Genomic DNA, 13,637 nt, shown 5'->3' on the forward strand with positions numbered 1-13,637 from the left:
GGTGAGAGGCGACACCCGCTCGTACGCCGCGGCCCGCAAGGAGCGGGCCGCGGACGTCGACCGCTGGCTGACGGATCTGCTCCGGACCGCCTGCGGCACGCCGTACGGGCGCGACGGGGGAACGCGAGGAACGGACGAGCGCGCGGCCCTGAGCGGGATCGCGCTCGTCGCCGTGGGCAGCCTGGGGCGTTCGGAGCTCGCCCCGGGCAGTGACCTGGACCTGGTCCTGCTCCACGACGGCCGCGAGGACGTCGCCCGGGTCGCCGACCGGGTCTGGTACCCGGTCTGGGACTCCGGTATCGGCCTGGACCACTCGGTGCGGACGGTGAGCGAGGCCGCCAAAGTCGCACGGGAGGACCTCAAGGCGGTGCTCGGGCTGATCCAGGCCCGGCACGTGGCGGGGGACCCCGAACTGACGCGGGCCGCGCGCGAGATCGTGCTCGCCGAGTGGCGGGCCGACTCGCGCCGCCGCCTGGGCGAGCTGCGTGAGGCCGCGGACCGCCGTACCGAGGCCGGCGGGGAACTGGCCTTCCTGCTCGAACCCGACCTGAGGGACGCCCGCGGCGGCCTGCGCGACGTGCAGGCGATGCAGGCCGTGGCCGCGGCCTGGGTCGCCTCGGCCCCCGGCCCCCGGGTCCGAGAGGCCTACGAACTCCTGCTCGACATCAGGCACGGCCTGCACCTGGTGACCGCCCGCGGCTCCGACCGGCTGGTCCTGCAGGAGCAGGACGCGGTCGCCGGGGCCCTGGGCCTGCTCGACGCCGAGGCGCTCATGCGCAGGCTCGCCGAGGCGGGCCGGACGATCGCGCACGCCTTCGACACCACCTGGCGCACCGTGGACCGGCTGCTGTCCGGTCCCGCCCCGAGAGGCCGCCGCCCGCTCGCCGACGGCGTCGTCGAACACGGCGGCGAGGTCGTGCTCGCCCGCGGCGTCAATCCGCGCAAGGACCCCGTGCTCGTGCTCCGCGCGGCCGCCGCCGCCGCGGAGGCGGGTCTGCCGTTCGCCCCCGCCACCGTCAACGCCCTGGCCAGCCAGTCGCCGCCGCTCCCGGTTCCCTGGCCGGACGAGGCGCGGGACGCGCTGGTGGCGCTGCTCGGGGCCGGGCGCGCGGCGGTGCCGGTCTGGGAGGAACTGGACCAGGCGGGCGTGCTGGTGCGGCTGCTGCCCGACTGGGAGCGGGTACGGCACCGCCCGCAGCGCAACCCGGTGCACCGCTACACCGTCGACCGCCACCTGATCGAGACCGCGGCCGGGGCCGCCGCGTTCACGCGCGAGGTCTCCCGTCCCGACCTGCTGCTCATCTGCGCGCTCCTGCACGACATCGGCAAGGGCTACCCCGGTGACCACTCCGCCACCGGAGCGGTGGTCGCCCGGGACATCGGCGCCCGGATGGGCCTGCCCCCGGCGGACGTGGAGACCGTGGAGACCGTGGTCCGCCACCACCTGCTGCTGCCCGAGACCGCCACCCGCCGCGACCTCGACGACCCGGTGACGATCTCCCGGGTGGCCGAGGCGGTCGGCTCGCGGGAGGTACTCGAACTGCTCGCCGCCCTGGCCGTGGCCGACGGCAACGCCACCGGCCCGGCCGCCTGGAACGCCTGGAAGGCCTCGCTGGTCGCCGACCTGGTGCGCCGGACGCGTTCGGTGCTGTCGGGCACCCCGCTTCCGCCCGCGCCCTCGCTCTCCGCCGAGCAGGCGTCCCTGGCCCGGCACGGCGGCGGCGCCATCCGGGTCAACGGGGGAGCGGTCACCGTGGTCGCGCCGGACCGGGCCGGGCTGCTCTGGCACGCGGCCGGGGTCCTCGCCGCCCACCGCATGGTGGTGCGGTCCGCCTCCGCGGCCTCCGCGGGGTCCACCGCCGTGATCGAGTTCTCCGTCGTCCCGGAGTACGGCACGCCGCCCGATCCGGCGACGCTGGAGGCCGACCTGCGTCTGGTCCTGGCCGGCAGGCTCGACATCGAGCAGCGCCTGGCCCGCAGGGCCCGTTCCCTGCGGCCCGCGCGGGTGCCGGTCGCGCCGCCCCGGGTGACCTTGGTCGACGACGCGTCCACCACGGCCACTGTGGTGGAAGTACGCGTTCACGACCGACCGGGGCTATTGTGGCGAATTGGCAGAGCATTTGGCGAATGTGGTCTTGACGTACGCGCCGCGCGCGTCGAGACTCTCGGCGCAGAGGCGGTGGACGTCTTCTACGTGGTCGACAGGGCGGGGCGTCCGCTTACGGACGAGGCCCAGCGTGCACAGGTGCGTGATCAAGTACTGACAGCGTTGCGATAACCATCGGAAATCAGTCTCTAGTCACCTCTGTAACGATTAAGTCCGTTTTGTCGGTTTTGTCGGTTCTGTCCCGTGAGTGTGTGGTCTGATGATGACCACTTATGTCGTGATGGTGAAGGGTAGCGAGAGCGGTGACGACGGGACCTACCGATAGCGAGCACGCATCGGTGCGCGACCGCGGCAAGCGGCCTGCCGCCCGATTCGGTTTGCGCAACTGGCGTGTGCGGTCGCGCCTTACAGCACTGATCCTGGTGCCGACCGCGGTGGGCGTCGTGCTCGCCGGAACGCGTGTGGTGGCCTCCATCGACAGCGTCGCGGTGTACCAGCGCACGGCGTCCGCGGCGGAGTACTCCGGGCACCTGCGCGATCTCGCGCAGGCCATGGGACTGGAACGGGACAGGAGCACCTGGGCGGCTTTCCAGAGCACGAACAAGAGCCTGGAGACCAGCGCGAACGCCCAGCGCAAGACGGTCGACGAGCTCGTGAAGCAGGTCCGGCTGGACCTGCAGGCGATCGACGACTCCTACGGTCCGCGAGCGGTCAAGGCCGCCAGGGACGCCGGATACCAGCTCGACAGCCTGAACAAGAAGCGCCAGCTGCCCGGTACGGCCCGTGCCGAGAGCTACGACGACCTGGTCAACCCGCTGCTGCAGCTCCACGAGGAGCTCACGCTGGTCAGCGACGACTCGGAGATCATCGGAAACACCCGCGGTCTCAGCGCGCTGGCCTACGCCAAGGAGGAGATCTCCAAGCAGCGGACCCGCCTGCTGGCCGGGTACTACGCGCCCACGCTGGTCAACGAGCAGGGGATCGAGGAGTTCATCGCCTCCCGGTCCCGGCTGCAGGAGCGTCTGACCGAGTTCGCCATCGAGGCGGGCGCCAGCAACGGTCAGCGGCTCAGCACCGCCCTCGTCGACGAGCGGGTGCACCGCTCCGAGCTGACCAAGTCCAAGGCGATCGCGCTCGCCAGGGACACGCACTCCAGCGGCCGCCTGCTGACCGACTTCAACGAGGTCAAGCAGTGGTTCAACGACAACACCGTGGTCCTCGAGCGGATCAAGAAGGTCGAGACCGAGGTCGCGACCGACGTGGTCACCCGGGCCCGTGAGCTGGAGGACACCGAGCAGCGCAACGCGATCATCGCGGCGGGCCTGATCCTGGCCCTGCTGCTGCTGGTCCTCGGCCTCACCGTCATCATCGCCCGCTCGATGGTCCTGCCGCTGCGCCGCCTGCGCGTCGAGGCGCTGGACGTCGCGGGGTTCAAGCTTCCCGAGGTGGTGCGCCAGCTCCGGGTCTCCGGGGACACCCGGACGCCCGAGGTCGCGCCCATCTCGGTGGACAGCCGGGACGAGATCGGGGAGGTCGCCAAGGCCTTCGACGAGGTCCACCGGCAGGCCGTACGGCTCGCGGCCGAGGAGTCCGAGCTCCGCTCCAACATCAGCGCGATGTTCGTCAACCTCTCCCGGCGTACCCAGACCCTGGTGGAGCGGCAGATCTCGCTCATCGACGGTCTGGAGAAGGGCGAGCAGGACGGCGGGCGCCTGGCCGACCTGTTCAAGCTCGACCACCTGGCCACCCGCATGCGCCGAAACTCCGAGAACCTCCTGGTCCTCGCAGGGCACGAGCCGACCCGCAGGCGCAGCCAGCCGGCCAAGCTCGTCGACGTCGTGCGCGCCTCGCTGTCGGAGGTCGAAGACTACGAGCGGGTCCAGGTCAAGGTGCACCGCGCGATCTCGGTCGCCGGAAGCGCCGCCAACGACATCGTCCACCTGGTGGCGGAGCTGGTGGAGAACGCCATCCAGTTCTCCCCCCGGGCCAGTCAGGTCGTCGTCTCCAGCAGCATGATCGAGGGCGGCGGCGCGCTGCTCGCGGTCAGCGACGCGGGCATCGGCATGACGGGCGAGGAACTGCTCGAGACCAACCGGCGCCTGGCCGACCCGCCCGTCGTGGACGTGTCCGTGTCGCGGCGGATGGGGCTGTTCGTGGTCGGCCGCCTGGCTCTGCGCCACGGCATCCGGGTCCAGCTCCGTCCGCAGGAGGCCGGCGGCCTCATCGCCATGGTCCTCTTCCCGCCGGAGCTCATCGTCGCGGCCGCCCAGCAGGTCCCGAACCCGTCGTGGGGGGTCGAGCCGCCCGCCTCGCAGAACTCCTTCGGCCAGGGTTCCTTCGCCGACGCCTCTCTCGGACAGAGTGGTTCCTTCGGCCAGGGTTCCTTCGCCGATGCGTCCTTCGGCCAGAGCTCCTTCAGCCAGAGTTCCTTCAGCCAGAGCTCGGTGCCGCCGGCGCCCTCCTTCGGCTCGATCCCCGCCGGCCACCCGATCCCGGACCAGCGGCAGCCGCTCCCCGCGGCGCCGCTCGGCGCGCCCGCCCCGCTCGGCGAGGCGCCGGCTCTTCCCAAGCGCCAGGCCGGGGGACTGGGGGGACTGAACGGCGCCGGCGGCATGGGCGCCTCCGTGGACGGCCCCGGCAGCTCCTTCTCAGCCTGGGGAGAGGCATCCCACGACGACCCCGCCACCGCCTCGATGCCCGCGGTCGGCGTCTCCCCGCTCGAACCCGAGCAGGAGGAGTTCCTGCCGATCTTCGCCTCCGTCGAGTCGGCCTGGTTCCGCCGGGCGGAGAGCGTCGAGGAGCTGGAGGACCTCGTCGAGGACTCCGGCTGGGAGGACGAGCCGGCCGCCGCCGAGCCGGTCGCCGAGGCGGCCGAGGCTCAGGCCGAGGAGCCCGCCCCCGTGGCGGGCGTCTCGGCCCCCGCGCCGGTCGAGGAGGCGCGCCCGGCTCCGCTCAGGGAGCCGGTGCCGGCCAGGGCGAAGACGCAGGTCCGCGAGCCGGAGAACTGGCGGACCCCGGCCGACGCCGGCTGGCAGGCCGCTCAGGCGGCCAGCGACCCCAGCCTCGGCGGCATCACCGCCGCAGGCCTGCCCAAGCGAACCCCCAAGGCCAACCTGGTGCCCGGCGCCGCTTCCAGCGCGCCGGTGACGCCGATGCCGCCCATCTCCCCGGAGCGGGTGCGTAACCGGTTGTCGAGCTTCCAGCAGGGCGTGCGGCGGGGCCGCGCGGAACTATATGAGGACACCGCCAGGAACATGGCGGAAAAGGAGGAGGGCCAGTGACTACTCTGAGCCATGAGGCCCGCAGGTTCGACTGGCTGATCACCGAGTTCGTCCGCGGCACGCCCGGTGTCGCGCACGCGGTGGTCGTGTCGGCCGACGGGCTGCGGATCGCCAGCTCCGAGGGGTTCCCCGACGACCGCGCCGACCAGCTCGCCGCCGTCGCGGCGGGGCTGCTCAGCCTGACCGTCGGCGCGTCCCGCGTGTTCGAGGGCGGTGCCGTCACCCAGACGGTGGTCGAGATGGAGCGCGGCCTGCTGCTGGTCATGGCGATCAGCGACGGCTCCGTGCTCGCCGTACTGGCCTCTCCCGAGTGCGACATGGGCCTGGTGGCCTACCAGATGACCCTGCTCGTGGACCGGGCGGGCCAGGTGCTCACCCCGGCGCTCCGGGCCGAGCTGCAGTCCTCCCGGGGGCGATGATGAGCAGGATCGCGACCGCGCCCGCCACCCGGGCGGGAGCGCGCTCGGCGGCTGGACGAGGAGAGGGCCTTGCTGGGCGTTGACGGAACCGGGGACGAGGAGCCCCTGTTCCGTCCGTACGCGGTCACCGGCGGTCGCGCCGAGCCGCGCTATCACATGGCGATGGAGACACTGGTCTCCTCCTCGGCCATCATGGACGAGGAGTTGGCGCTGCTCACCCCCGAGCAGGATGCCATCATCAGGCTCTGCCGCTCGTTCCGGTCGGTCGCCGAGATCTCGGCGCTGCTGAGGGTCCCGCTCGGCGTGGCCCGTGTGCTGGTGGCGGACATGGCGGACGAAGGACTCGTCCGCCTCCACCAGCCGCGCCTCGACCAGGGACAACCGGATCTCAACATGCTCGAAAGGGTGCTCAGTGGACTTCGCAGGCTCTAACCGCGGCGGCCTGACGTCGACGAAGATCGTCGTCGCGGGCGGGTTCGGCGTCGGCAAGACCACATTCGTGGGCGCCGTGTCCGAGATCCTCCCGCTGACCACGGAAGCCGTCATGACGGAGGCGAGTTCGGGGGTCGACGACCTCGGTCTCACGCCGACCAAGACGACGACCACCGTCGCCATGGACTTCGGCCGCCTCTCGCTGGACAGCGACCTGATCCTGTACCTGTTCGGTACGCCGGGTCAGCACCGGTTCTGGTTCATGTGGGACGACCTGGTCCGCGGCGCCATCGGCGCGGTGGTCCTGATCGACACCCGCCGCCTGGCCGACGGCTTCCCGGCGATCGACTACTTCGAAGAGGCCAAGCTTCCCTTCGTGGTCGGCATCAACGGCTGGGACGGGCAGTTCCCGCACTCGGAGGAGGAGGTGCGGGAGGCCCTCGCGCTCGCCCCGCACGTCCCGATCGTGCGCACCGACGCCCGCTCCCGCGACTCCGTCAAGAGCACGCTCATCACGCTGGTCGAGCACGTCCTGCGGGTGCGCGCCGCCTACGGCATGTCGGTCTGACCCTTGCCCGGTACGGCTCCGCGGAGCCGTACCGGGCAAGGCGCGGACGGACGGCTCACCCGGCGTGGCGGTAGAACTCCACGTGCTCGGGGGGCAGGGGGGTGTTGCCGATGATGAGGTCGGCGGCCTTCTCGGCCAGCATCATCACGGGTGCGTAGATGTTGCCGTTCGTGACGTACGGCATGGCCGAGGCGTCCACCACGCGCAGGCCCTCGACGCCGTGGACCCGCATGTCGGCCGGGTCGACCACCGCCGTCTCGTCGGTGCCCATCCGGCAGGTGCACGAGGGGTGCAGGGCGGTCTCGCCGTCGCGGGCGACCCAGTCGAGGATCTGCTCGTCGCTCTCCACGGACGGGCCGGGAGAGATCTCGCCGCCGTCGAACTCGGCGAAGGCCGGCTGGGAGAGGATCTCCCTGGTCTTGCGGATCGCCTCGACCCACTCGCGGCGGTCCTGCGCGGTGGACAGGTAGTTGAACCGCAGGGCGGGCTTGTCGCGGGGGTCGGCGCTCCTGATCCGCACGCTGCCGCGCGAGTCGGAGTACATCGGGCCGATGTGGACCTGGTAGCCGTGGCCGGAGGCCGGGGCGGAGCCGTCGTAGCGGATCGCGATCGGCAGGAAGTGGAACATCAGGTTCGGGTAGGCCACCTCGTCGTTGGAGCGGATGAAACCGCCCGCCTCGAAGTGGTTGCTCGCCCCCGGCCCCGAACGCCGCAGCAGCCAGTCCGCGCCGATGAACGGCCGCCGCCACATCGCCAGCGACGGCGCCATGGACACGGGCTTGAGGCAGGCGTGCTGGACGTAGACCTCCAGGTGGTCCTGGAGGTTCTCGCCCACCCCGGGCAGGTGGTGCACGACCTCGATCCCCAGCCGTTTGAGCAGGTCCGCGTCGCCGACGCCGGACAGCTGCAGGAGCTGGGGGGAGTTGATCGCGCCGCCGCAGAGGATCACCTCGCCCGCGCGCACGCGCTTTCCGTCGAACTCGACCCCGACCGCCCGCTTCCCGTGGAATATGACCTTCGAGACGTGGGTCCGGGTCCGCACGGTGAGGTTGGGCCTGCCCATCACCGGGTGCAGGTAGGCACGGGCGGCGCTCAGCCGGCGGCCCCGGTGGAGATTGCGGTCGAAGGCGGCGAAGCCCTCCTGGCGGAAGCCGTTCACGTCGTCGGTGAGCGGGTACCCGGCCTGCTGCACCGCCGCGAAGAACGCCTCGAACAGCGGGCCGGAGGCCGGGCCGCGCTCCAGCGTCAGCGGCCCGTCGTGTCCGCGGAAGCCGGTCGAGGGGTCGGCGAGGCAATTCTCCATGCGCTTGAAGTACGGCAGGCAGTGGGCGTAGTCCCAGGACTCCATGCCGGGGTCGGCCGCCCACCGCTCGTAGTCCAGCGGGTTGCCGCGCTGGAAGATCATGCCGTTGATGCTGCTGGAGCCGCCGAGCACCTTGCCGCGGGCGTGGTAGACGCGGCGGCCGTTCATGTGGGGCTCGGGCTCGGACTCGTACTTCCAGTCGTAGAACCGGTTGCCGATGGGGAACATCAGCGCGGCCGGCATGTGGATGAACACGTCCCACCGGTAGTCGGACCGGCCCGCCTCCAGCACCAGCACCCGGGCCGAAGGGTCGGCGCTCAGCCGGGCGGCCAGGGCGCAGCCGGCGGAACCGCCGCCGACGATGACGTAGTCGTAGCTCAACTGGGCACCCAGTCCTTCCAGACGATCTCGTTGGCCTCGATCCACTTGCGGGCCGCCTGCTCGGCGCTGAGCCCGTTGTCCGCCATGTCGTTGGCGACGGCGTTCTGCTGGTCGTTCGTCCAGACGAAGTTACGCACCAGCTCGTAGGCCTTGCCGCCGGTGTCGGCGAACCTCCTGCTCACGATCTTGTCGAGCAGATAGGGAGGGTAGTCGCACCCGACCTTCGCGGCGTCGGCGTCGCAGCCGATCGCGTAGGGAGGAAGGTTGATCTTGACGAGTTTCAGCTGGGTGAACAGCCACTGCGGCTCGTAGAAGTACATGAGCAGCGCTTCGCGCCGTTCCGTGGCGCGTCTGGCGGCCTTTATCAGCGCGTCCTCGCTGCCCGAGTAGACGACCTTGTAGTCGAGCCCGAGATTGCGCACCAGGGCCTCGTCGTTGGTGACGTAGGACGGGTCCCCGTCAAGGATCTGTCCTAAATCACCTGTTTTGCTGGTCCGAAACAGGTGGGCGTACTTATTGAGATTCCGCCAGTCGGTGATGTCGGGATATTTCTCGACCATCCACTGGGGGACATACCATCCGATAATCCCCTTGTTGCCGTTTCGTCCGGCGGAGACGGCGACCTTCTTCTCCTCGATGTAGGTCTTCTTCTCCGCCTCGCGCCCCCAGTTCTCCACGATGACGTCCACGGTGCCCTTCTCGAGGCCCTCCCAGGACTGGGCCTCGGTGAGCTCCACCGTCTTCACCTCGTAGCCGAGCTTCTCCTCCAGGAGCTCGCCGAGGACCGCGGCGCTGGCCCGGTAGCCGACCCAGTCGTTGACGGCGATCCGCACGGTGCCGCCGGTCTTCTCCGGGGCGGCCTGCGGCCCGCTGCACGAGGTGAGCAGGAGCAGCGCCGCGAGGCCCGCGGCGAGTGTGGTGCCACGTCTCATCATGTACCTCCAGGGTGGAGGGCCGCGGCCATCCGGTCCGCACCGGCCGGGACGCGGGAGCCGTACGGCCTCCGGGAGGGCCCGGCGAGCGGTGGCCGCCCGCCGGGCCGGGTCACGTTACTTCGGGATCCAGGCGGCCCAGACCGTCGGGTTGGCGTCGACCCACTTCTTGGCCGCGTCCTCGGCGGACATGCCGTTGTTGGTGATGTCGTTGGCCACCGCGTTCTGGTGCTCGTTGGTCCAGCTGAAGTTCTTGACCAGCTCGTAGGCCTTGCCGCCGGTCTCGGCGAACTTCTTGCTCACGATCTTGTCGAGGTCCAGCTCGGCGTAGTCGCAGGCGACCTTCTTGGGGTCGGCGTCGCACCCGTCGGTGTACGGCGGCAGGTTGACCCGGGCCAGCTCGACCTTGTTGAACAGCCAGTGCGGGTCCCAGAAGTAGAACAGCAGCGGCTTCTTCTGCTGCTGGGCCTGGGTGGCGGACTCGATCAGGGCCGCCTCGCTGCCGCCCACGACCACCTTGTAGTTCAGCTTCAGGTTCTCGATGATCGCTTTCTCGTTGCTCACGTAGGAGGGGTCGCCGAAGAGCAGCTGCCCCTTGTCGCCGGATTCGGAGGTCTTGAACAGCTCGGCGTACTTGTTCAGGTTCTTGTAGTCGGTGATGCCGGGGTACTCGTCGGCCATCCACTTGGGGATGTACCAGCCGATGACCCCCTTGTTGCCGGTGGAGCCGGCCTCGACGGCGACCTTCTTCTCCTCGATGAAGGTCTTTTTCAGGTCCGCGTGGCCCCAGTTCTCCACGATGACGTCGACGTCGCCGGTCTCGAAGCCCTCCCAGGAGACCTGTTCGGCGAGCTCCTTCTTCTCGACCGTGTAGCCGAGCTTCTCCTCCAGGAGATGGGTGATCACCGCGGCGCTGGCCTCGTAGCCGGCCCACGGGTTGATGGCGATCTTCACGGTGCCGCCTCCGGCGGGCGCCGACGATCCGGCGGCGCCCGCGGACGGCTGCGCGGAACCGGTGCCGGTGTCCACCGTGGCCCCGCCGCAGCCGGCGGCGGCCAGCCCCAGCGTGAGCACGCCGGCGAGCAGCCGGATCCGGTGTGCGATCCTCATGCGATCCTCTTCTTTCAGGTGGTGGTGCGGAGGGAGGGGCGCGCGTCGGCGCCCTGCGTGATCCGGTCGAGCATGATGCCGAGCAGTACCGTCGCCGCCCCGGCGGCGAAACCCATGCCGAAGTCGGCGCGCTGGGAGAAGCCGGAGACGACGTCGTAGCCGAGGCCGCCCGCGCCGACCAGCCCGCCGACCACGACCATGGCGAGCGTCATGACGATGCCCTGGTTGACGGCGAGCATGATCGCCCGGCGGGCCATCGGCAGCCGCACCTTCCGCAGCAGCTGCCATCCGGTGGAGCCGCAGGAGCGCGCGGCCTCGACCGCGGCCGGGGCGACGTTCCTGATCCCGTCCTCGACCAGGCGGATGACCGGGGGCACCGCGTAGATCACCGAGGCGAAGACGGCGGTGAACCGGGTCGCGCCGAACAGCGCCAGCGCGGGCAGCAGGTAGACGAAGGCGGGCATGGTCTGCGCGGCGTCGAGCAGCGGACGTTGCACGGCGGCGAACCACGGGGAACGGGCCGCCGCGATGCCGAGCAGCACCCCGATGAGCAGGGTCAGCGCCACCGCCACGAGCACGGTGGTGAGCGTCTCCATGGTGTGCTGCCACAGGCCGATCAGGGCCGTGGCGAGCAGGCAGCCCACGGCGACGGCGGCGGGCCGGGGTCCACCGGCCCGCCACGCGACCGCGAGCACGACCGCCGCGGCGAGCCACCAGGGTGCGCCGGTGAGCACGGACTGCAGCGGGTTGAGCAGTGCCTCTGTGGTGAGGTTCCGGATCGCCTCGGTCACGCCGTACCAGGAGAACTTGGCCGCCTCCACGGCCTCGTTGACCGGCCCGGCGAGGCGGAGCACCCAGTCGGAGGGGAACTCCGCGGGCAGGACGCGGCCCAGTGCGAGACCGGCCAGGGCCGCCGCGGCCGCGGAGACCCAGCGGGCGCGGGAGGCGGTCCGGCTCCGCGCGGCGCCGTACGGCGGGCGTGCCGCGGCGGACGTGGTCACCCGGTCGAGCACGATCGCCATGACCACGATGGCCAGGCCGGCCGGGAGCATCACGCCCACGTTGGCCCGGGTCAGCCCCCGGATGATGTCCGACCCCAGGCCCGGGGCGGCGATCAGCGCCGCGATCACCACCATGGACAGCGCCATCATGATGGTCTGGTTGACGGCCAGGCCGATGGTGGCGCGCGCCATCGGCAACTCGACCTTGCGCAGGGTCTGCCCGCGGGTCGTGCCCATGGAGAAGGAGGCCTCGACGGCGGTGGGGGAGATCTGTCCGATCGCCAGCGCGGTGATGCGGATCGCGGGCGGGATCGAGTAGATCATCGTGGCGACCGCGGCCGAGGCGGGGCCGATCTGGAAGAACAGCACCATAGGTGCCAGGTAGGCGAAGGTCGGCATGATCTGCATGACGTCGAGGACCGGGTCGAGCAGGCGGCGCAGGCGAGGGGAGTGGCCCGCCCAGATCCCCAGCGGCAGGCCGGCGGCGAGGGAGAGCAGGACCGCGGTGAGCACGAGCGCGAGCGTGGCGACGCTCGCCTCCCACACGCCCAGGACGCCGAACGAGCCGAATCCCAGCGCGGCGATCAGTCCGATCCGCCACCCGCCGGCCAGCAGGCCGAGCCCGGCCGCGATCCCGGTCAGGCCCGTCCACCCGGGGGCGGAGAGCGCCAGGTGGAGCAGGTCGTAGAGGCCCCCGACGAACAGGCGAACGTAGTTGACGAAGAACAGGAAGACCGGGCTCTGGTTGCGGTTGGCGTCCACCCAGGCCCGCACGTCGTTGACGAGCTGGAACGGGGCGGCCTCGGCGTCGTGGGGCAGGGTCGCGGTCCCCCGGAAGGCGAGGTAGGCGGCGGTCGCCGCGACGATCCCGGCGAGCGGGAGCACCCAGCGCGGCGGCCGCACGGCCCGGCGGCGGGCGGAGGGCGCGGGAGGCCGGGGCGCCTGGACGGGCGGGGCGGGGGGCGCGTGGGAGGTCATGCTCCGGCTCCGGGAACCATCCCGCCCGCGGCCGGGCCCCGCGGCGGGCGCGGTCCCGGCACGGCGGGCTCCGGGTGACCGGCCATGGCGGCGAGGATGTCGAGGCGGTCGACCACGCCGACCAGCTCGTCGTCCTGGACGACGCGGATCGGCCGGGCGGACTCCAGCGCGGCGGGGACCGCGTCGCGGATGACCGTCCCCGCGGGCAGCACGGGGCCGTCGAGGTGCTCGTCGTCGGCCGGAGCGCGGCAGATCCAGCGCAGCGACAGGACCTCGCTCCTGGGCACGTCCCTGACGAAGTCGGCCACGTAGTCGTCGGCGGGGGCGCCGACCAGATCCTCGGCGGTGCCGAGCTGGACGATCGCGCCCGCCCGCATGATCGCGATGCGCTCGCCCAGCTTGAGCGCCTCGGACAGGTCGTGGGTGATGAACACCATGGTCTTGCCCACCTCGCGGTGCAGGCGGACGACCTCGGCCTGCATGTCGCGGCGGATCAGCGGGTCCAGCGCGCTGAAGGGCTCGTCGAAGAGCAGCACCTCGGGGTCGACGGCCAGAGCCCTGGCCAGGCCGACCCGCTGCTGCATGCCGCCGGAGAGCTGGTCCGGCCTGGCCTCGGCGAAGCCGTCCAGGCCGACCAGGGAGAGGATCGCCCGCGCCCGCTCGTGCCGCCTGGCCCGGGGCACGCCCTGCACCTCCAGGCCGTAGGCGACGTTGTCGACGACCCTGCGGTGCGGCAGCAGGCCGAAGTGCTGGAAGACCATGCTGACCCGGTGCCGGCGCAGGTCCCGCAGGCGGGCCGGGGAGGCGGCGCGCACGTCCTCACCGGAGATCGAGATCTCCCCTGCGGTCGGTTCGATCAGCCGGGTCAGGCAGCGGACGAGGGTCGACTTGCCGCTGCCGGACAGGCCCATCACGACGAACACCTCGCCGGGCCGTACCGAGAAGCTCACATCCCTGACCGCGGCGACGCATCCGGTCTTCTCCCGCAGCGCGTCGGGGTCGAGTTCGGCGTCGGGGCCGCCGAGGACGCGGTCCGCGCGGGGACCGAAGATCTTCCACAGGCCACGGACCTCGATCGCGACGCCGTCGGGTGAGGTCACTGTCTCCTCCATAGCTCGGCGCCCG

At 71.4% G+C, this 13,637-nt stretch carries 10 protein-coding genes; 5 read left to right on the top strand and 5 right to left on the bottom strand.

Annotated elements, in window-relative coordinates; all coding sequences use genetic code 11:
• Window position 1 precedes the first annotated feature (1 nt).
• The 5 genes from HS041_RS11760 (at window position 2) to HS041_RS11780 (ending at window position 6,807) form a co-directional block, all read left to right on the top strand.
• A complete protein-coding gene (locus HS041_RS11760) occupies window positions 2–2,278 on the top strand; it encodes a [protein-PII] uridylyltransferase (protein WP_196440498.1) in 2,277 nt (758 codons plus the stop codon).
• 251 nt (window positions 2,279–2,529) lie between these two features.
• Window positions 2,530–5,388, top strand: a complete 2,859-nt coding sequence (locus tag HS041_RS11765; protein WP_196440499.1) for a sensor histidine kinase — start codon at window positions 2,530–2,532, stop codon at window positions 5,386–5,388.
• A complete protein-coding gene (locus HS041_RS11770) occupies window positions 5,385–5,807 on the top strand; it encodes a roadblock/LC7 domain-containing protein (protein WP_068921742.1) in 423 nt (140 codons plus the stop codon). The genes HS041_RS11765 and HS041_RS11770 overlap by 4 nt, the downstream gene beginning before the upstream one ends.
• 69 nt (window positions 5,808–5,876) lie before the next feature.
• Window positions 5,877–6,239: a DUF742 domain-containing protein gene (locus HS041_RS11775; protein WP_196440500.1), complete on the top strand. Its 363-nt coding sequence runs from the start codon at window positions 5,877–5,879 to the stop codon at window positions 6,237–6,239.
• Window positions 6,220–6,807 (top strand): GTP-binding protein, encoded by a 588-nt coding sequence (locus tag HS041_RS11780; protein ID WP_307845246.1) that lies wholly within the window; start codon window positions 6,220–6,222, stop codon window positions 6,805–6,807. Before HS041_RS11775 ends, HS041_RS11780 begins: the two co-directional genes overlap by 20 nt.
• 55 nt (window positions 6,808–6,862) lie before the next feature.
• Here the strand turns inward: HS041_RS11780 and betA are convergent, their stop codons facing one another.
• The 5 genes from betA to HS041_RS11805 form a co-directional block, all read right to left on the bottom strand.
• A complete protein-coding gene (gene betA / locus HS041_RS11785; protein WP_196440501.1) occupies window positions 6,863–8,491 on the bottom strand; it encodes a choline dehydrogenase in 1,629 nt (542 codons plus the stop codon).
• On the bottom strand, window positions 8,488–9,426 hold the full coding sequence (locus HS041_RS11790; RefSeq protein WP_230878530.1) for an ABC transporter substrate-binding protein: 939 nt from the start codon (window positions 9,424–9,426) through the stop codon (window positions 8,488–8,490). Before HS041_RS11790 ends, betA begins: the two co-directional genes overlap by 4 nt.
• Before the next feature lie 114 nt (window positions 9,427–9,540).
• On the bottom strand, window positions 9,541–10,533 hold the full coding sequence (locus HS041_RS11795; RefSeq protein ID WP_196440502.1) for an ABC transporter substrate-binding protein: 993 nt from the start codon (window positions 10,531–10,533) through the stop codon (window positions 9,541–9,543).
• Window positions 10,534–10,547: 14 nt separating this feature from the next.
• Window positions 10,548–12,512, bottom strand: coding sequence for an ABC transporter permease (locus HS041_RS11800; RefSeq protein ID WP_196440503.1), 1,965 nt, complete (start codon window positions 12,510–12,512; stop codon window positions 10,548–10,550).
• Window positions 12,509–13,624, bottom strand: coding sequence for a quaternary amine ABC transporter ATP-binding protein (locus HS041_RS11805; RefSeq protein ID WP_196440504.1), 1,116 nt, complete (start codon window positions 13,622–13,624; stop codon window positions 12,509–12,511). The genes HS041_RS11800 and HS041_RS11805 overlap by 4 nt, the downstream gene beginning before the upstream one ends.
• Between the last annotated feature and the right edge of the window lie 13 nt (window positions 13,625–13,637).

Source organism: Planomonospora sp. ID67723 (genome assembly GCF_015711605.1).
Taxonomy (GTDB): Bacteria; Actinomycetota; Actinomycetes; order Streptosporangiales; family Streptosporangiaceae; genus Planomonospora_A.